This window comes from Mesorhizobium sp. BH1-1-5, assembly GCF_020165615.1.
In the GTDB taxonomy this organism is placed as follows: Bacteria; Pseudomonadota; Alphaproteobacteria; order Rhizobiales; family Rhizobiaceae; genus Mesorhizobium.
In genome coordinates, this window is the sequence record NZ_JAIUIM010000002.1 from 283,409 (window position 1) to 300,728 (window position 17,320).

Sequence of the window (17,320 nt, forward strand, 5' to 3'; positions counted from 1 at the left end):
GCCGTCAACAGGCTGTCACCTGCCTGTCATGACGCTGCGCTACCCGCTTGCGCCAACGCAAACGGGGAATCACCTTTCCATGTCGGACGTATCCGGAGAACTCGTTTATCGTCGAGGCAAGGAAGTCGGAAAGGCCGTCTACCAGAACCGCGCATTGTCGAAGGACGGCATTTCCGAGCGGTTGTTCGCCTTCCTCTTCTCCGGCCTCGTCTATCCGCAGATCTGGGAAGACCCCGATGTCGACATGGAGGCCATGCAGCTTGGCGCGGGCCATCGCGTCGTCACGATCGCGTCGGGCGGCTGCAACATCCTGGCTTACCTGACCCGCTCGCCGGCCAGGATCGATGCCGTCGATCTCAACGCCGCGCATATCGCGCTGAACCGCATGAAGCTGGAAGCGGTGCGCCATTTGCCGTCGCAGGGCGACCTGTTCCGCTTCTTCGGCGCCGCCGGCACCAGCCACAATTCCGATGCTTATGATCGCTTCATCGCGCCGCATCTCGATCCCGTCAGCCGACACTACTGGGAACGCCGCAGCTGGCGCGGGCGTCGCCGCATCTCGGTCTTCGACCGCAACTTCTACCAGACCGGCCTGCTCGGCCTCTTCATCGCCATGGGCCATCGCGTCGGCAAGCTGTTCGGTGCCGACCCGGCCGGCATCATGAAGGCGCAGAACGTCGGCGAGCAGCGCCGCTTCTTCAACGAGGAGTTGGCGCCGGTCTTCGACAGGAAGCTGCTGCGCTGGGCGACCTCGCGCAAGGCTTCGCTGTTCGGCCTCGGCATTCCGCCGGCCCAGTATGATTCCCTGATCACCTCCGGCGACGGCTCGATGGCCAGCGTCTTGAAGGCGCGGCTTGAAAAGCTCGCCTGCGACTTCCCGCTCAAGAACAACTATTTTGCCTGGCAGGCCTTTGCCCGCCGCTATCCGCAACCCGGCGAGGCGGCGCTGCCTGCCTATCTGGAACAGCGCAACTACAAGACAATCCGCGACAACATCGACCGCGTCGCCATCCACCACGCCAACCTGATCAAGTTCCTGGCCGCCAAGGAGGCGGGCACCGTCGACCGCTTCGTCCTGCTCGACGCGCAGGACTGGATGACCGACGATCTCCTCAACGCGCTGTGGACCGAGATCACCCGCACGGCTTCGGTGGGCGCACGTGTCATCTTCCGCACCGCCGCGGAACCGAGCCTCCTGCCCGGCCGCGTCTCCAGTTCGCTGCTCGACCAATGGACCTACGAGGCCGACGCCTCGCGCGAATTCTCGGCGAAGGACCGCTCGGCCATCTATGGCGGCTTCCACCTTTACGTGAAGCGCACCGCATGAGCACGACGGAGCTGCCGGCCAGCCATGCCGAACTGATGGACGGCGTCTACCGCTGGCAGCGCCACATCTATGACCTGACCCGCAAATACTACCTGCTCGGCCGCGACCGCTTGATCGACGGGCTGGATGTGCCGCAAGCGGGCACCGTGCTGGAGCTCGGCTGCGGCACCGGCCGCAACATCGCGCTTGCAGCGCGCCGCTATCCGGAGGCCCGTTTCTTCGGTTTGGATATCTCGGCCGAGATGCTGGAGACGGCAAACGCCGCCATCGCTCGTGAAGGTCTTTCCGACAAGGTCAGCTTGGCACGCGGCGACGCCACCGATTTCAACGCCAAGACCCTCTTCGGCATCGAGCACTTCGACCGCGTCTTCGTGTCCTATTCGCTGTCGATGATCCCCAGCTGGGAGAAAACCGTATCGGCTGCCCTTGCCGCGCTCGCGCCCGGCGGCTCGCTGCACGTCGTCGATTTCGGCCAGCAGGAAGGTCTGCCAAACTGGTTCCGCGCCCTGCTGCGCGGCTGGCTGCGGAAATTCCACGTCACACCGCGCGCCTCGTTGCGTGACGTGCTTGAATCGGAATCCGAGCACGCCGGCGCAACCTTCCGTTTCAGAACGCTTTATCGCGGCTATGCCTGGCTCTCGGTAATTAAGATCGACCTCTGATATGATAGACAGTAGTTGCGGAGTGTTGGGGCGCCATTGGTCGCCCACCGCTCTGGTTCCTACCTAAGTATCAGTTGAGGTGAGACATGTTGATGACCGCACGCAAGTCCGCGACGGTTGGCGAAATCCTCACGGAAGAGTTCATGCAGCCGCTCTGCCTGACACAGACGGCTTTGGCCGAGGCCATGGGCGTCCAGCGCAAGCATGTGAACGAATTGTGCAACGACCGCCGCAACGTTACCGCGGCAACCGCGCTCATCTTGGCGCGTGTATTTGGGAACAGCTCGGATTTCTGGCTGAACGTCCAGCGCCGCAGCGATCTTTGGCAAGTGATGAACTCGCCTGACGAGCGGGCGCGTGTGGATCGCGCCAAACCTTTGCCGACCGCCGCGTAAGCACGCTTGCGGCGACCGTCGATCAGGTCCCGCTAGCTAGTGCAGCGCCTTCACCAGCGCTCCCACCATCGTCTGTGGACGATAGCCCAACTTGGCCGGGGTCAGCCCAAGCCGCACCACGACCAGTTGCTCCGAGGGGATGATCGCCACCGTCTGGCCGTCATGGCCCTCCATCCAGTAGGTGTCCTTGGGCAGGCCTGCAGTGACGCCCGCGCCGGGATTTCCCTCGTCGCCCGGACCTTCAATCCACAATTGCCCCTTGCCATACACCTTCGAGACCGGCGCCGGCTCGCGCATCCAGTCGACGAAACCGGCGGGCAGGATCTGGTTGCCGTTCCAGACGCCGCCCTGCAGCAGGAACTGGCCGAAGCGCGCCCAGTCATTCGCGGTGGCGTAGAGATAGGACGAGCCGACAAAGGTGCCCTGCTCGTCGGTTTCGAGGACCGCGCTGTGCATGCCGAGCGGCTCGAACAGCGCCGTGCGCGGCCATGCCAGCGCCTTCGCCTTGTCGCCGATCGCGTCCTGCCACAACCGCGACAGCATCACCGCCGTGCCGCTCGAATAAGAAAACACTTTGCCCACATCGCCGGTCAGCGGCTTCGCCGCGGCGAAGCCAGCCATGTCCGGCTCGAGGTAGAGCATGCGCGTCACGTCGGCGACGTCGCCATAATCCTCGTTGAACTCCAGCCCGCTCGACATCGCCATCATGTCGGCAAGGCTGATGGCGGCGCGGCCATCGGCCTTCCAGGGCGCGAACAAGCCCTTGTTGTCGACCGCCATCTTGCCGTCCTTGACCAGCGTGCCGATGATCGCGGCATTCACCGTCTTGGTCATCGACCAGCCGAGCAGCGGCGTCTTGGCCGAGAAGCCATCGCCATAACGCTCCGCGACGACGCGGCCGTTCTTGACCGCCACGATGGCGCGCATGCCGATGCCGGCCATGGCGGCATCGTTGACGATTTTCGCGACCTCGGGATTCTGCGAGGCATCCACCCGCTCGCCGTCAGGCCACAGCGCATCTGGCTGCGTCGCCGCCGGCGGCGCGGCGCGCAGCGATGTCTGTCGTGCCTTGCCGGTATCGCCATTGGGAACCGAGGCGCAGCCGACGCCGTCGCGTTCCACCGCAACACTCTTGCCGAGAACCCACAGCAGGCCGGCGGAGACCAGTCCCCGCTCCTTGTCGACGGAGACTTTCATCAGCCTGAGCAGCGGATGGCCGGGCGCCTGCACGTCGACCGCCAGCACCTCTTTGGCGTCGCGGCCGGCGATGAAGACGTTCGAGCAGACGATCTTAGCCGAATAGCCGGAGCCGACGCGGATCAGTTCCGGCGGCGCGAAATAGAGCCAGGCGAAGAGCGCGGCCACCGCCAGGATCACAAGGCCAAGCAGCCATTTGATGAACTTCACGACAGCCCGCATCTTTTCCGCCCTTCGGATTCGCCGGCTCGATTTATGTCATCGATTTGCCGCCATTGCTTCCGCAAAATCGCCGGCGTTGTCGAGCGCCGTCAATGGATTATCAACCATGTTCGGCGATCTACTGCTCCATGTCGCCCAAGAGTGCGCAGCGGTTTTGGGACAACGACATGGACGGACAACAGCGACTGGGGCGATCCTGTGGGGCGATCGTCCGGAGGGGGCCTGCGCGAGCAACGGCCATCTGCAAAGACCCATCAGCGGCCGGCTGAACCCGGCCTGGGAAATGCCATGCGCCGTCTCGCGGCCATTTTTATGCTGACGCTGCTTAGCGCCTGCTCGACGGTGGACGATCTTTCGCCGCTGTCGCCGTCCGCGCAGACGGTCGCCGTGCGCGCGCCCAAATTCGAGGACTCCAAGCCGCATGAATGGGACAGCGGCGCGCCGTGGAACTATGCCATCCACGGCACCGATGTTTCCAAATACCAGACCTCGGTCGACTGGCCGGCTGCCCGGGCAAGCGGCATTTCCTTCGCCTTCATCAAGGCGACGGAAGGCGGCGACCGCTTCGACGAGTATTTCAACGAGCACTGGGCGCGCACCCGGGCCGCCGGACTTCCGCGCGCCGCCTATCATTTCTTCTATTTCTGCACGCCGGCCGAAACCCAGGCGCGCTGGTTCATCGCCAATGTCCCGAGAGACCCGTCGGCCATGCCGCCGGTGCTCGACATGGAATGGAACCCGAAATCGCCGACCTGCAGGCTGCGCCCCGATCCGGCCACCGTGCGCAGCGAAATGACCGTCTTCCTCCAGATGGTCGAGCGCTATTACGGCAAGAAGCCGATCATCTACACTTCGATCGACTTCTTCGACGACAACCAGTTGGCGACGTTCCGTGGCTATCCCTACTGGCTGCGCTCGGTCGCGGGCCACCCGCGCGAGAAATACGGCAGCCACCCGTTCACCTTCTGGCAGTACACCGGAACCGGCATCGTGCCCGGCATGACCGGCAAGTCCGACATCAACGTCTTCAACGGCTCGGAAGCCGCCTGGAAGAAGTGGCTGCGGCAGAACACCCGTTGACATCGGCCGCCCCGCCTGCTTTTCGACACGGCGGGCGGCGAAACATGCAACCGCTGGTAATCTGGAGCGGCGCATCCGTGCGAGTGCCTGGCGCGGCTCCTGGGCTTTGAAATCCTCGCATGCGCCTGTCCGATCCTGGTCCGGGGTCGCGATAGGCCCATGCGCCGGTCTCGGAAGGAAAGCGATGCGATTGCGCGTTGAAATCCTGGCGGCGCTCTTTGTCGGCGCGCTTGCACTGCCCGCGGCGGCGCAGGAATGCGGCGGCGATTTCGAGGCGTGGAAGCAGGGCGTGGCGACTGAGGCCAAGGCGGCCGGCATCGGCCCCATCGGGCTCGACGCGCTGGAGGACGCCACCATCGACGAGCGGGCGCTTGCGCGCGACCGCGCCCAGGGCGTCTTCACCCAGACTTTCACCGAATTCTCCAGCCGCATGATTTCGGCCTACCGCCTGAAGCAGGGCGCAGCCAATCTGAAGAAATATGCCGACGTCTTCGCCCGCGCCGACAAGGAGTTCGGCGTCCAGCCGGCCATCATCGCCGCGTTCTGGGGGTTGGAGACCGATTTCGGCGCCGTGCAGGGCGACTTCCACACCCTCAACGCGCTGGTGACACTCTCGCATGACTGCCGCCGCCCACAGCTTTTCCGGCAGCAATTGGTGCCGCTGCTGACGCTCATCGACCGCGGCGTGCTGCCGGCCGACGTCAAGGGCGCCTGGGCCGGCGAAATCGGCCAGACGCAAATCCTGCCGACCGACTACCTTGCCGAGGGCGTCGATGGCGACGGCGACGGCAAGGTCGATCTCAGGAGCAGCGTGCCGGACGTCATCATGACGACGGCCAACAAGATCATGTCGCGCGGCTGGAAGCGCGACCAGCCCTGGGTCCAGGAAGTGCGCGTCCCCGACGAGATGCCATGGGACCAGACCGGCCGCACCAACAAGCTGCCGCTGTCGCAATGGGTGCAATGGGGCGTGACCAATCCGGACGGCTCGCCGCTCGTCGACAACGGGCTCAAGGCCGGTCTGGCGCTGCCCATGGGCCGCAAGGGGCCTGCCTTCCTGGCTTACGACAATTTCGACGTCTACCTGGAATGGAACCAGTCCTTCACCTACGCGCTGACCGCGGCCGTGCTTGCCACGCGCCTTGCCGGCGCGCCGCAATTCGATCCGCGCATGCCCGAGCCCGGCCTCAACGGCGACCAGATGAAGGCGCTGCAGACCAAGCTCGAAGCCAAGGGCTACGACGTCGGCACGGTCGACGGCATCCTGGGCACCAACACGCGCGAAGCGGTCCGCAAGGAGCAGACGCGGCTTGGATTGCCGGTGGATGGCTGGCCGACGGCGGAATTGTTGGCGAAGCTGTAGCGCCCTTCCCGACGTTGGCGTTCCCCGGAACACCCCGCACCTTCGGCGACACCTTCTCCCCTTTTGGGAGAAAGGAAAGACTCAATCCGCCATCGTCTCCAGGCTCGCAAACCCCTGCGGCGCATCGCCTTCGTCGAACGGCGTCGTCACCTCGACGAAAGTGTCGGGGTAAAAGCCGTTGAAGCGCGTCCTCAGCGACAGCGAGTAGGCGCCGATATGGCCGATCTCGATCCAGTCGCCGGTGTCGACCGTTTCCGGCAGCCAGAACGGCCTGGACAGGATATCGACGGAATCGCAGGTCGCGCCGCAGACCTTGAACGGCACGATGGTTTTCTCGTCGCCGTTGCGCGTGCGGATCGCGGGGTCGGGGATGAAGCGCGCCGGCAGCGTGATCTTGCCGGTCCATGAATCCGACAGCGAGGCCCAGATGCCGTCATTGATGTAGAGCCGCTTGCCCTTGCGCAACAGCACCCGCACGATCAGCGAGAGGCACCGCGCCACGATCACGCGTCCGGGTTCGGCCACCAGTGGCATCTGGTCGAACTGGTATTCCCTGAGATCGCCGGCCAGCCGCGACATCAACTGGCCGAGCGACGGCATCTCGACCTGCTTGCGATTGGGATCATGGCCATACTCGGCCGGAAAGCCGCCGCCGACATCGAGACCGGCAATGTCGAAGGTCAGGCGGTTGCGCACCCAGTCGGCCGAGGCGAGCGCCCGTTCATAGGTATCGGGATCCTCGATCTGGCTGCCGACATGGAAGCAGAGCCCCACCTTGTAGCCGGTGCGGTTCAGGCGCTCGGCAAGCTCGACGGCATTGGCAGGCCCGGCGCCGAACTTCTTCGACAATTCATAAGCCGCATGACCCTTGGTCTGGATGCGCACGAAGACGGTGATGGCGCCCGGGTCGATATCGAGCGCGCGTACGACGCGCGTCAGCTTGGTGATCTCGTCCTCGTGGTCGAGCGAAATCACCCGGATGCCATATTTCTCGAGCGCCAGCTTGATGTCCGACTGCGCCTTGACCGGATGCATGTAGAGCATCTCGGCATCCGCCGAGACGGCACGCACGGCGGCGAACTCGCCGGGCGAGGCGACGTCGAAGGTGCTGACGCCTGCTTCCACCAATGTCTTCAGCACGATCTGCTCGCCATTGGTTTTCACCGCATAAGCGGTCTTGCCGGGAAACATGCCCATGAACTGCAAGGCATCCGCCTTCAGCACCTGGGGGCGGAAGCAATAGACCGGATCGTCGGGACGGAGCGCCAGTGCCGCTTCACGGGCATTTTCGAATCGCTGCATGGACGAATCCTCAGGTCTGGAGCGCGCACAATTAATCCTAGCTAGCCGCCAAAGAAAACAGTTCTGTGTCTGGCGGCCCGGAGCGGCCGGCCGCACATTTCGCCAACGCTAAACCACCGGTCAGGTTTCGGGTGGCTCTTGCCGCCGAACTCGATATCGGTTGTTGCGATGTTTGACGGGCTGAGGTTGCGATCGGCCCGGGGAGGAGCAGGACATGTCGATTACGGCCGGCGCCGCGCCGACGCGCGGACCGATGACGCTCACGGATTGGGCGCAGCTTCTCCTGCTCGGCGCGATCTGGGGCGGTTCGTTCTTTTTTGCTCGCATTGCCGTGTCGGAAATCCATCCGCTGGCGCTGGTGCTGTTTCGCGTCGCCATCGCCGCGATCGCACTCCAGCTCTATCTGGCGGTCCGCGGCCCTTCGTTCCGGCTCGCCTTCCCGCATGCCGGCCTCTTCTTCCTTTTGGCGCTGACCAACAACGTCGTGCCCTTCTCGCTCATCTTCGCCGGCCAGACGCAGCTCGGCGCCGGCGTCGCCTCCGTGCTCAACGCGACGACGCCGTTCTGGACGCTGATCCTCGCCAACGCGCTCACGACCGACGAGAAGCTGTCGTGGAACAAGCTGGCCGGAATCGCGCTCGGCGTTGCCGGAACGGCGGTCATGATCGGCCCTGGCCTGCTTGCCGGGCTCGGCGGGCCGGTCTGGGCCAAGTCCGCGTTGGTCGGCGCTTCGCTCTCCTACGCCGTCGCCCTGATGATCGCGCGCCGCTTCAAGGGCGTGCCTTCGCCGGTCATCGCCACCGGGCAGCTGACCGCATCGACCATCATCATGATCCCGGTCGTGCTGATTGCGTATGGCCCCTCAGGGCTTTTCTCGGTTTCGCCACCCGTCTGGGCCGCGGTCCTGGGCCTGGCGTTGCTGTCCACCGCCTTCGCCTACATCCTCTATTTCAACCTCGTCGCCTCGGCCGGCGCCACCAATGCCTCGCTGGTCACCCTGGTCGTGCCGGTCAGTGCGGTGCTGCTCGGCTTCCTCTTCCTCGGCGAGCGGCTGGCGCTGTTCGAGATCGGCGGCATGACGCTGATCGGTTTAGGCCTGGTCACCATCGACGGCCGATTGTTCGGCAAATGTTAGCGGTGTCATGCCACACCGCCGCCACAATTTATTCACAACGGCGAAGCCGGCTTTTGCCGAAGAGTTTCAACGGCTAACGGCAAATTCCAGGTCGCGAATTCCACAATCATGTCGCATTGCAGCACGTTTTCCGCTTGCCTGTGGCACAAATGACCCTAGACTCCTGCCATAGCTCTGAAGAGGAGGCTATGACATGGGACTGACGAGGCCGATCAACGCTTTGATGATTTGTGCCGCATTCGCATTCATCGGTGCCCTTATCATAGGCGTTCTTCCCTGACCCGCCAAAGCCGGGAAGAAAAGCACCGAGAGTAGTCCAGACAGTTCGAAAAGGCCGGGTTCCACTCGGCCTTTTCCATTGCAGCCCGCCTTATGCGGCAGCCGAACCAGCCGCCTCCGCTTCATGCGAACGGATACCGATCATGTGGCAGACGGCAAAGACGAGGTCGGCACGGTTCATCGTGTAGAAATGGAAGTCGCCGACGCCGCGCTCGACGAGGTCGAGCACCTGCTCGGCCGCCACGGCGGAGGCGACGAGCGCATGCGTCTGTGGATCGTTCTCCAGCCCCTCAAAACGCTCAGCCAGCCAGGCCGGCACCAGCGCCCCGCAGCGCGACGAGAAATTGGCGACCTGGGTGAAATTATGCACCGGCAGGATGCCCGGCACGATCGGGATATAGATGCCGGCGCGGCGCGCCCGCTCGACGTAACGCTCGTAAAGATCGTTGTCGAAGAAGAACTGAGTGATCGCTCGCGTCGCGCCATTGTCGACCTTGCGCTTCAGCATGTCGATGTCGGTGGCGAAGTCAGGGCTTTCCGGATGCTTTTCCGGATAGGCCGAGACCGAGATGTCGAAATCGCCGACGCTCTTCAGCGCCCCGACCAGCTCGGCGCCATTGGCATAGCCGTCGGGATGCGGACGGTAGCTGGTCCCCACGCCGGCCGCCGGATCGCCGCGCAGTGCGACGAAGCGCTTGACGCCCATGTCGGCGAATTCGCGGATGACCGTGTCGACCTGATCGCGCGCGGCGTCGACGCAGGTCATATGCGCCGCCGGCGTCAGCGTCGTCTCGTTGAGGATGCGCTTGACGGTGCGTGCCGTGCGCTCGCGGGTCGAGCCGCCGGCGCCGTAAGTCACCGAGACGAATTTCGGTTTGAGCGGTTCCAGCCGGGTCACCGTGTCCCAGAGCCTCGCTTCCATCTCGTCGTTCTTCGGCGGGAAGAATTCGAACGAGACCCGGATCTTGTCGCCGATGTCGGGGCGGCGGGAAAAGCGGAACTGGTTCATCAGGCTGTTTCCCTCACTGGCAAGGAATCGTTGGATGGATCGGCAATCAAAAGGCGACGGTCGCGGCCGAGCCAGAGCTTGACGGTGAGCCCCGCCTCGTTGCCGCCGCGCGGCTCGAATTCCTGGCTGTCCTCCAGGTCGAGCCCCGCCTCAGCGAACCAGTCGGACATCTGCCGGTCAGAGAAGCCGAGCCGCATATGGGCATGCTGGTCGCGCAGGAATTCCAGCGCGTGCGGCGCGAAGTCGACGACGATCAGCCGGCCCGACGGCCTGAGCAGCCTCGCCGCCTCGGCGATGGCGCGGGCCGGATCGTCGAGATAGTGCAGCACCTGATGGATGGTGACGAGATCGAAGGCGTTGCGCTCGACCGGCGGCGAGAAAATGTCGCCCTGGCGCACCTGCGCATTGGCGATGCCGGCCTTGTCGAGATTGGCGCGCGCCACCGTCAGCATCTCGCGCGACATGTCGATGCCGACGCCCCGCCGGTAAAGCGGCGCGAAGATTTCAAGCAGCCTGCCGGTGCCGGTGCCGAGGTCGAGCATCGACTGGAATGGCCGCTTGCCGACGAGCTTGATGAGCGCCGCTTCCACCGCGCGGTCCGGCACATGCAGCGAGCGGATGTGATCCCAGCTCGCGGCGTTTTCCGAGAAATATTCGGCCGCCCGGTCCTGCCGCTTGCGCTTCACCGCCGCCAGCCGCTCGAGATCGCGCACCACTTGCGGATCGGCCTCGCTTATGCCTGACACCAGGCGCTGCACGAAATCGCGCGAATTATCCGTATCGGTCAGCCTGAAAAAGGCCCAGGACCCTTCCTGGTAGCGGCCGATCAGCCCGGCATCGAGCAGCAGCTTCAGATGGCGCGAGACGCGTGGCTGCGACTGCCCGAGGATCTCGGTGAGGTCGGAGACAGTAAGATCGCCGCGCGACAACAGCACCAGGATACGCAGCCGGCTGGATTCGGCCGCCGCCTTCAATGTATCTACCATTGTGTCGAGCGAGACATGCATGAGCGGGTTCTCGTTGAAAGATATAAAGATATGTTTATGTCGATTTTGAAACCCTGGCAAGCGCTATGTCGCTTCCGGACAAGAAAATGGCGCAGCCGTGATCCGCGCCAGGCAGTTGGGTCTTCGACAGGATGAAGAGGATGTTTGAGACACGCGAAGGTGAAACGCTTCTTGCAGCCGATCCGGCGGAACTGCGGCCGGACGGCCATGTCGTCTTTATCGGCCGCATCGTCTCGCCATGGGTTGGTCGCGAGGATTGCCCCAAGAACATGCGCGCCGCCCGCGAATCCGGGCAAGCCGCGACGGTCCTGATCGACGAGCCCTATCGCCCCGGGTTGCAAAACCTGGAACGCGCCAGCCATGTCGTCATCCTGTCCTGGCTCCATCACGCGCCGCGGAATCTGATTGTACAGAAACCGCGCCATGCGGCTGAACCGAAAGGCGTTTTCTCGTTGCGTTCCCCTGCCCGGCCGAACCCTGTCGGCCTGCATGTGGCGAAGCTTGTCGCGCTCGACATCGAGGCCGGCCGGATCGGGATCGACGCCATCGATGTGCTCGACGGCACGCCGGTCATCGACATCAAGCCCTACCACGCCTCGACCGACGCCTTCCCCGAAGCGACGATCGCCGGGCGCGACGAGAAATGAGCGCCCCCACCGGACGGCGCCGCGCAATCGCCAAGGCGCTGACGGCGCTGTTGCCGCTCGCTCCCTACGCGGACATGGAAAAGATCCGCGCCGAAGCCGGCTCAGTGCATATGAAGAGCTTGCCGCCGACGATCGCGGTTTGGCTGGCAACCATCGCCCATGTCCGCCATGTCCACACCGACTACGAGAAGCTGCTCGCCGAAGGCTATGACCGGGATTCGGCGCGTTTCTTCGTCATCGGGCGGACCAACGAGGTGCTCACCCGCTGGCGGGCGACGCGCCTGCTCGAAGAGGACGACGAGGACGAGTGAGGTCGGCGACCCACCAGACGTCTGATAAGTCTCTTACCCGGAGGCATGACGATCCGGCCTCGTCGAGCGCGCTGCCTGTTCCCGGCCCTGCCGCCAAATAATTCCGGCGGCGCCTCTGGAAAAACGACCAAAGCGCCGTACATGCAGCAAGCGGAGCATCCTCCGCTTATATCCGGAATACATCGTCACCAGGGCAATTCCAGGGAAAACGCGTAGCGCTTTCCCGCCTGGAATTTCGCAAAAACAACGACTTGGAGCGGCTCGGCGACCCTGAGAGGCGCTGCACCGCTCCAAGGGCAAGGATCACAGATCATGACTGATAAGGTTTGGTTCATCACCGGATCGTCGAAAGGCTTTGGCCGCGTCTGGGCCGAGGCCGCGCTCGCCCGCGGCGATCGCGTCGCGGCAACCGCGCGCGATGCCGGCACGCTTGCCGATCTCGTCGAGAAATATGGCGACAAGGTCGCCGCCATTGAGCTCGACGTCACCGACAAGCAAGCGGTCGACGCCGCGATCGCCGAGGCGCACAAGCGCTTCGGCCGGCTCGACGTCGTCATCAACAACGCCGGCTACGGCCATTTCGGCGCCATCGAGGAAGTGACCGAGCAGGAAGCGCGCGACCAGATCGAGACCAACGTCTTCGGCGCGCTTTGGGTGACGCAAGCCGCGCTGCCGATCATGCGGACGCAACGCTCCGGCCACATCATCCAGGTCTCGTCGATCGGCGGCGTCAACGCCTTCGCCTCGCTGGGCCTTTACCACGCCTCGAAATGGGCGCTGGAGGGCTTCAGCCAGTCGCTCAGCCTGGAAGTTGCCGGCTTCGGCATCCACGTCACCCTCGTCGAGCCGGGTGGTTTCTCCACGGACTGGGCTGGGCCCTCGGCAAAGGTCTCCAAGCCGCTGGATGCCTACGAACCGATCCGCGCGGCGATGGCCGAGCGACGCAGCCGTTCCGCCGCCGGCGATCCGCAAGCGACCGGCCCGGCGATGCTGGCGATCGTCGATGCGGCCGAGCCGCCGTTCAGGGTCTTCTTCGGCGATGGCGGCCTGCCGATGATCAGGCAGGAATATGCCAACCGCATCGCCACCTGGGAAAAGTGGGACCATGTCTCGGTGATGGCGCAGGGCGCCAACAAGAACCGCAAAGCCTGAAGCTAGGACGGGCCACGCCGTTCTCGCGGCGTGGCCTTTTGCTCAGGCCGGGTAAATCCACTGCTCGGGCACCCGCACCGAGATCTCTTCGCCGGCCCTGATGACGCCCGGCTTCTCGACCCAGGCGACAAGGCCGCGCAGCCGCTTCGCCTCTTTTGGAAAGAGCAGCGCGGTGGCATTGTGATCCACGGCGCCGACATGCTCGGCGATCGACTGTCCGGCCACGCGGCACGGCTTGTTCTGGCCGTCGACCTTGAGCGTCACACCACCCTTGAAGAACATCAGCGAACCGGCGGGCAGCATCGAAAGCTGCGGCACGCCTTCGACCAGGAGGTTGGCGCCGATCCACTCCGGCCTGATCTCGTCGAGCCCCATTCGTTGGGCAACGATGGCAAGCTCGTCCGCCGCGACAAGCGACAATTGCCGCTCGTTGCGCATCTCGGTGCCGCGCGGGTACCAGGGCTCGCGCCCGCCGGAACGCCGCGTTGTTCCGCCATGGAAGTCGCCCGCTATGCCGTCGAAGCCAAGATGCAGTCCCTCGACCGCCCTCGTCTCGAAATGATCGTGCGGGGCGGCATAGAGCGCCGCCGCCTTTGCCGTCAGCTTACGGCCCGGCACGATGTCGACCACAGATTCAGTCCCGGCAAAAAGGTCCAGCATCGGCTTCATCCTTCAAGATGGCGCTTCCTTGCATTTCGGACGGCCACACGGCAAGGGCCGTTTCAGCCAACGCCTCCAGCTCTTCGGTCGAAGCTCCGTCGCGCGCCTGGATCGACATTCCGTTCATGACCCCCGCCAGGTATTTGGCAAATCCCTCAACCGTTACGCCCGCTGGTAGCTCACCCGCCGCGAACCCTTTTGCCAGCCGCGCCGCGATGCCGGCTTCGGTCGCCTTGCGATACGCCTTGAGCGCGTCGGCAACGCCTTGCGCCTGCGGCGATGTAGCCAGCGCACCGCTGATAAACAGGCAGCCGCCGGGCTTGCCCGGCCTTGTATAGGCTTGCGCGGCTCCCAACAGCAGCAGCCGGATCGCCTCTCGGGTCCGCACCGGCGCGCCGAGCGCATCCAGGGCAAACGATATCTCTCTGTCGTGGTATCGCGCCAGCGCACGGCGGAACAGCGTCTCCTTGTCGGTGAAGGCGTTGTAGATCTGCGGCGGCGTCAGGCCCATGGCCTCGCGTAGCATGGCAAGCGAGGTCGCCTCATAGCCGTGCTCCCAGAAAAGCAGCATGGCCGCGTCGAGAGCGGCCTCCGGGTCGAACGCGCGCGGCCTGCCTCCACGTGATTTTTCAAGGTCTTCCATAGTGATCGATACGAAACATGTTGACTTACCTGCTTTAAGTAACGTAACAATCAATACGTAACATGGCAAGCGGAACCACCCGCAGCACGAAGGAGAACCAACATGCCGATCACCGTGACCGCGCCCGAGGGCGTGCTGACCGAAGCGGGCAAGCGCGAAATCCTGCCTCGCCTTAGCGCCGCTCTCATCGAAGCCTCCGGGGCCACCGGAAATTCATTCTTCACCGGAATCGTCGGCGGAACGGTTCATATCCTGCCGATTGATCGCATTTATGCCGGGGGCGCCAACCGGCCCGTCGTCATGGTGGAGTTGAAGCTGCCGAACATCGGCCTGGCGACTGATGAGGCACGCGGAACCTTCATCACCGCAGCCACCAGGATCGTCGCCGAGTATTGCGTGCCGGGCCACAAGCCAAACAACACCTGGATCAACATCCTCAATGCCCCTGACGGCGGTTGGGGCATAGGCGGCCGGCAATATTCGGGCGAAGCGCTTGTCGCCGCGGCAAAGGCCGCCGCGTAACAGCACCGGCTTGATCACGACATTCTTACCGGCTTCGACTTTCTTTCGTCTGCCGCGCCGTCTTAAACGCGTGGCAGACGAGAGGCTCGATCATGCAGGTTGGACACGCCGTCGCAGCGCTTTGGCTGTTCTGGGCCCTATCGTGGCTCCTGGCCGCCTTCTGGGCCGATCCCGCGCAAAAGCGCGCGGCTTTAACGGCGGAGGCGCTCTATCGCGTCTTCTGGCTGGCCGGCACCGTGCTGCTGTTCGTGCCGGCGCACGGCTATGTCGGTAGGATGCGGCTCTGGATGCCGACGCTCACCGAGGCCTGGATCTGCGTTGCCCTGATCGCGGTCGGCATCGCCTTCGCCTGGTGGGCGCGCCTGTATCTCGGCCGCCTGTGGTCGGCCAACGTCACCGCCAAGGCCGATCATCGCGTCGTCGACACCGGCCCCTACCGCCTGGTGCGCCACCCGATCTACACCGGACTGCTGCTGTCTGTTCTCGCCACCATGGCGGTCAAGGGCACGGTATGGGGCATAGCCGGCGCCGCCCTGCTGCTCGTCGGCGTCGTCGTCAAGGCGCGGCTGGAAGAGAGCTTCCTGCGCGGCGAGCTCGGCCCGGCCTATGACGACTACGCCAGGCGCGTGCCGATGCTGGTGCCCTTCGCGCCGGTCTGACCGCCGGCTTAGAGCATCCTGAGCAACGCGCCGCCGATCGAATAGCCGGCGCCGAAGGCGCAGATCAGGCCGAAATCGCCGGCCTTCATGTCGGCATGGTTCTCCGACAGCGCCACGATCGCACCGGCGCCGGCTGTGTTGCCGAGCCGCTCCAGCACCATCGGCGCGCGATCATGGTCGACGTCGTGGCCGAACGACAGTTTCAGGATCATCGCATTCATGCGCGCGTTGGCCTGATGCAGCCAGAAGCGGCGGATGCCTTCCGGTGTCAGCCCGTGCTCGGCCAGGAATTCGACGATGAATTTCTGGCCGGCGACGGTGACTTCCTTGAACACCTTGTTGCCGACCTGCTTGATGAGATTGCCTTCCAGGTTGATCATGTAGGGATCGTCCTGGGCCGTGCGCGTGTGGTAGCCGAGATTGGTGCGGATGTTGTTCGACATCTGTGTCCAGGTGCGCGTGTCGAGCACCTCGAAGCGCCCCGGCCGCTTTTCGCCTTGCGCCAGTCCCTCGACGACCATGGCGACCGAAGCATCGCCGAAGATGAAATGCGTCTGCCGGTCGCGGAAGTTGAGGTGGCCGGTGATGATTTCGGGCGTCGACACCAGGATGCGCTTGTGCGCCCCCGACCTGACCAGATTGACGGCGACATGCAGCGCCGCCGCCGCCGAAGAGCAGCCAAGCCCCATGTCGAAGCCGGCGCCCTTGGTTCCAAGCGCCTCCTGCATCTCGATGGCGATGGCCGGATAGGGCCGCTGGTGGTGCGAGGCCGAGCAGATCACCAGGTCGACGTCGGACCCATCGACGCCTGCATGCGCAAGCGCCTTCCTGGCCGAGGCGATGCCGAACTCCGCCTCCAATGACAGCGCGTCGTCCGGCCGTGCCGGAATGCGCGGCGACATGCGGGTCGGGTCGAGGATGCCCTCACGCTCGACGACATGGCGGCTCCTCACGCCCGAAGCGTGCACGATGAAGTCGCTGTCCGATTTCTGCAAAAGCGGCTCGCCGGTGTCGGCGCGGCGCGCATTCTCGGTGTCGACCCAGCTGTTGAAGCTTGCGACCAGCTCTTCATTGGTGATGACGGGTTCGGGGATCTCGGCGCCGATGCCGCTGATGATGACGCGATGCATGTCCAATCCGTACCGAGCCCGGCCGTAACGGGCTCTGATGTGGGCGCGGAAATGGCCCGGCGCAACCCTTGTCGCATTTGGCCGGTTTATACCAGCTTAAACTCCGCCCTGGCGGCTCACCAGGCACACAGCTTTGTGTTGGTCTGCGGATTGTTCCAGCAGGCGCCGTCGTCGCGGCTGCGCACGAATTGCCCGGGCAGCGATCGGTTGCGTCCGCCTAACTTGGCATAGCCGAAGGCAAAGCCCGGCTGGTCGATCTCGAGCGTGATGGTGGGATAGCCGGGCGCCGAGACGCGGAAGCTGCCCTCGCCGTCCAGGGCCTTGTAGTTGCACGGATAATAGCCGTCATCCGTGGTGAAGCAGCGCGCCGGCTTGGCCTCGGCTGCCGTCGAAAGAAAAACCACCGCAGCCATGCACAAGCAGCCTGCGAGCCCGATCTTGCCCAATGTCATTTGCCACCCCCTGCCCTGCGGCCCCCTCCAAGGGATAGCCGACCGTGGTCCAGATGGGTGAAATGCGCATGAGGGCGCAAACCGGTCAAGCAGCAGGGCGAGTAAGGGTGTGTTGAGATTCAGGTCAGGCCGAGTCGGAGTCGAAGACGGGCGCGAAGCGACCAAA

At 64.3% G+C, this 17,320-nt stretch carries 19 protein-coding genes; 11 read left to right on the plus strand and 8 right to left on the minus strand.

The features are described 5' to 3' along the window. The first annotated feature begins 28 nt into the window (after positions 1-28). The 3 genes from LB572_RS03950 (at position 29) to LB572_RS03960 (ending at position 2,384) form a co-directional block, all read left to right on the plus strand. On the plus strand, positions 29-1,327 hold the full coding sequence (locus LB572_RS03950) for a DUF3419 family protein (RefSeq protein ID WP_224666795.1): 1,299 nt from the start codon (positions 29-31) through the stop codon (positions 1,325-1,327). Further along, entirely contained in the window at positions 1,324-1,989 is a 666-nt protein-coding gene (locus tag LB572_RS03955) for a class I SAM-dependent methyltransferase (protein ID WP_224666796.1), read from the plus strand. The genes LB572_RS03950 and LB572_RS03955 overlap by 4 nt, the downstream gene beginning before the upstream one ends. Positions 1,990-2,075: 86 nt before the next feature. Continuing rightward, the gene (locus tag LB572_RS03960) at positions 2,076-2,384 is read left to right on the plus strand and encodes a HigA family addiction module antitoxin (RefSeq protein ID WP_224666797.1); all 309 of its coding nucleotides are present in this window, start codon (positions 2,076-2,078) and stop codon (positions 2,382-2,384) included. A gap of 36 nt (positions 2,385-2,420) precedes the next feature. On the opposite strand, the gene LB572_RS03965 is transcribed toward LB572_RS03960, so the two are convergent. Then, positions 2,421-3,803: a serine hydrolase domain-containing protein gene (locus LB572_RS03965; RefSeq protein WP_224666798.1), complete on the minus strand. Its 1,383-nt coding sequence runs from the start codon at positions 3,801-3,803 to the stop codon at positions 2,421-2,423. Positions 3,804-4,091: 288 nt separating this feature from the next. Between LB572_RS03965 and LB572_RS03970 the strand changes: the two genes are divergently transcribed. Together LB572_RS03970 and LB572_RS03975 are read left to right on the plus strand one after the other, a co-directional pair. Further along, positions 4,092-4,883, plus strand: a complete 792-nt coding sequence (locus tag LB572_RS03970) for a glycoside hydrolase family 25 protein (RefSeq protein WP_224666799.1) — start codon at positions 4,092-4,094, stop codon at positions 4,881-4,883. Positions 4,884-5,067: 184 nt separating this feature from the next. Next, positions 5,068-6,246 (plus strand): lytic murein transglycosylase, encoded by a 1,179-nt coding sequence (locus LB572_RS03975; RefSeq protein ID WP_140806915.1) that lies wholly within the window; start codon positions 5,068-5,070, stop codon positions 6,244-6,246. Between the two features lie 81 nt (positions 6,247-6,327). On the opposite strand, the gene LB572_RS03980 is transcribed toward LB572_RS03975, so the two are convergent. Continuing rightward, positions 6,328-7,548 (minus strand): alanine racemase, encoded by a 1,221-nt coding sequence (locus LB572_RS03980; RefSeq protein WP_224666800.1) that lies wholly within the window; start codon positions 7,546-7,548, stop codon positions 6,328-6,330. A gap of 214 nt (positions 7,549-7,762) precedes the next feature. Here LB572_RS03980 and LB572_RS03985 point away from each other — a divergent pair, with 214 nt between their 5' ends. Beyond that, on the plus strand, positions 7,763-8,683 hold the full coding sequence (locus LB572_RS03985; protein ID WP_224666801.1) for a DMT family transporter: 921 nt from the start codon (positions 7,763-7,765) through the stop codon (positions 8,681-8,683). A 370-nt stretch (positions 8,684-9,053) separates the two neighbouring features. Here the strand turns inward: LB572_RS03985 and metF are convergent, their stop codons facing one another. Together metF and LB572_RS03995 are read right to left on the minus strand one after the other, a co-directional pair. Continuing rightward, entirely contained in the window at positions 9,054-9,971 is a 918-nt protein-coding gene (gene metF / locus LB572_RS03990) for a methylenetetrahydrofolate reductase [NAD(P)H] (protein WP_224666802.1), read from the minus strand. Further along, positions 9,971-10,978: an ArsR/SmtB family transcription factor gene (locus tag LB572_RS03995; RefSeq protein ID WP_140810100.1), complete on the minus strand. Its 1,008-nt coding sequence runs from the start codon at positions 10,976-10,978 to the stop codon at positions 9,971-9,973. The genes metF and LB572_RS03995 overlap by 1 nt, the downstream gene beginning before the upstream one ends. A gap of 140 nt (positions 10,979-11,118) precedes the next feature. Here LB572_RS03995 and tsaA point away from each other — a divergent pair, with 140 nt between their 5' ends. From tsaA to LB572_RS04010, 3 genes are all read left to right on the plus strand, one after another. Beyond that, positions 11,119-11,625: a tRNA (N6-threonylcarbamoyladenosine(37)-N6)-methyltransferase TrmO gene (tsaA, locus tag LB572_RS04000; RefSeq protein ID WP_181179929.1), complete on the plus strand. Its 507-nt coding sequence runs from the start codon at positions 11,119-11,121 to the stop codon at positions 11,623-11,625. Next, positions 11,622-11,936 carry a DUF2293 domain-containing protein gene (locus LB572_RS04005; protein WP_140810118.1) on the plus strand — a complete coding sequence of 105 codons (315 nt, stop codon included), beginning with the start codon at positions 11,622-11,624 and terminating at the stop codon, positions 11,934-11,936. The genes tsaA and LB572_RS04005 overlap by 4 nt, the downstream gene beginning before the upstream one ends. Before the next feature lie 312 nt (positions 11,937-12,248). Continuing rightward, entirely contained in the window at positions 12,249-13,088 is an 840-nt protein-coding gene (locus LB572_RS04010) for an SDR family oxidoreductase (RefSeq protein ID WP_224666803.1), read from the plus strand. Positions 13,089-13,130: 42 nt separating this feature from the next. Here the strand turns inward: LB572_RS04010 and LB572_RS04015 are convergent, their stop codons facing one another. Continuing rightward, entirely contained in the window at positions 13,131-13,748 is a 618-nt protein-coding gene (locus tag LB572_RS04015; protein ID WP_224666804.1) for an MOSC domain-containing protein, read from the minus strand. Then, positions 13,723-14,319, minus strand: coding sequence for a TetR/AcrR family transcriptional regulator (locus LB572_RS04020; RefSeq protein ID WP_263497809.1), 597 nt, complete (start codon positions 14,317-14,319; stop codon positions 13,723-13,725). The genes LB572_RS04015 and LB572_RS04020 overlap by 26 nt, the downstream gene beginning before the upstream one ends. Positions 14,320-14,493: 174 nt before the next feature. Here LB572_RS04020 and LB572_RS04025 point away from each other — a divergent pair, with 174 nt between their 5' ends. After that, positions 14,494-14,913 (plus strand): tautomerase family protein, encoded by a 420-nt coding sequence (locus LB572_RS04025; protein WP_224666805.1) that lies wholly within the window; start codon positions 14,494-14,496, stop codon positions 14,911-14,913. Positions 14,914-15,005: 92 nt separating this feature from the next. Continuing rightward, positions 15,006-15,572 carry a methyltransferase family protein gene (locus tag LB572_RS04030; RefSeq protein ID WP_224666806.1) on the plus strand — a complete coding sequence of 189 codons (567 nt, stop codon included), beginning with the start codon at positions 15,006-15,008 and terminating at the stop codon, positions 15,570-15,572. Positions 15,573-15,580: 8 nt separating this feature from the next. Here LB572_RS04030 and LB572_RS04035 read toward each other — a convergent pair whose 3' ends face one another. Both LB572_RS04035 and LB572_RS04040 read right to left on the minus strand, forming a co-directional pair. Continuing rightward, on the minus strand, positions 15,581-16,702 hold the full coding sequence (locus LB572_RS04035; protein WP_224666807.1) for a beta-ketoacyl-ACP synthase III: 1,122 nt from the start codon (positions 16,700-16,702) through the stop codon (positions 15,581-15,583). Positions 16,703-16,818: 116 nt separating this feature from the next. After that, positions 16,819-17,154: a hypothetical protein gene (locus tag LB572_RS04040; RefSeq protein ID WP_224666808.1), complete on the minus strand. Its 336-nt coding sequence runs from the start codon at positions 17,152-17,154 to the stop codon at positions 16,819-16,821. Between the last annotated feature and the right edge of the window lie 166 nt (positions 17,155-17,320).

Bases quoted from the DNA above. Each gene is read 5' to 3' on its own strand.
- LB572_RS03950 (WP_224666795.1), top strand. From the start codon at position 29: ATGACGCTGCGCTACCCGCTTGCGCCAACGCAAACGGGGAATCACCTT.
- LB572_RS03955 (WP_224666796.1), top strand. From the start codon at position 1,324: ATGAGCACGACGGAGCTGCCGGCCAGCCATGCCGAACTGATGGACGGC.
- LB572_RS03960 (WP_224666797.1), top strand. From the start codon at position 2,076: ATGTTGATGACCGCACGCAAGTCCGCGACGGTTGGCGAAATCCTCACG.
- LB572_RS03965 (WP_224666798.1), bottom strand. From the start codon at position 3,803: ATGCGGGCTGTCGTGAAGTTCATCAAATGGCTGCTTGGCCTTGTGATC.
- LB572_RS03970 (WP_224666799.1), top strand. From the start codon at position 4,092: ATGCGCCGTCTCGCGGCCATTTTTATGCTGACGCTGCTTAGCGCCTGC.
- LB572_RS03975 (WP_140806915.1), top strand. From the start codon at position 5,068: ATGCGATTGCGCGTTGAAATCCTGGCGGCGCTCTTTGTCGGCGCGCTT.
- LB572_RS03980 (WP_224666800.1), bottom strand. From the start codon at position 7,548: ATGCAGCGATTCGAAAATGCCCGTGAAGCGGCACTGGCGCTCCGTCCC.
- LB572_RS03985 (WP_224666801.1), top strand. From the start codon at position 7,763: ATGTCGATTACGGCCGGCGCCGCGCCGACGCGCGGACCGATGACGCTC.
- metF (WP_224666802.1), bottom strand. From the start codon at position 9,971: ATGAACCAGTTCCGCTTTTCCCGCCGCCCCGACATCGGCGACAAGATC.
- LB572_RS03995 (WP_140810100.1), bottom strand. From the start codon at position 10,978: ATGCATGTCTCGCTCGACACAATGGTAGATACATTGAAGGCGGCGGCC.
- tsaA (WP_181179929.1), top strand. From the start codon at position 11,119: ATGTTTGAGACACGCGAAGGTGAAACGCTTCTTGCAGCCGATCCGGCG.
- LB572_RS04005 (WP_140810118.1), top strand. From the start codon at position 11,622: ATGAGCGCCCCCACCGGACGGCGCCGCGCAATCGCCAAGGCGCTGACG.
- LB572_RS04010 (WP_224666803.1), top strand. From the start codon at position 12,249: ATGACTGATAAGGTTTGGTTCATCACCGGATCGTCGAAAGGCTTTGGC.
- LB572_RS04015 (WP_224666804.1), bottom strand. From the start codon at position 13,748: ATGCTGGACCTTTTTGCCGGGACTGAATCTGTGGTCGACATCGTGCCG.
- LB572_RS04020 (WP_263497809.1), bottom strand. From the start codon at position 14,319: ATGCTGCTTTTCTGGGAGCACGGCTATGAGGCGACCTCGCTTGCCATG.
- LB572_RS04025 (WP_224666805.1), top strand. From the start codon at position 14,494: ATGCCGATCACCGTGACCGCGCCCGAGGGCGTGCTGACCGAAGCGGGC.
- LB572_RS04030 (WP_224666806.1), top strand. From the start codon at position 15,006: ATGCAGGTTGGACACGCCGTCGCAGCGCTTTGGCTGTTCTGGGCCCTA.
- LB572_RS04035 (WP_224666807.1), bottom strand. From the start codon at position 16,702: ATGCATCGCGTCATCATCAGCGGCATCGGCGCCGAGATCCCCGAACCC.
- LB572_RS04040 (WP_224666808.1), bottom strand. From the start codon at position 17,154: ATGACATTGGGCAAGATCGGGCTCGCAGGCTGCTTGTGCATGGCTGCG.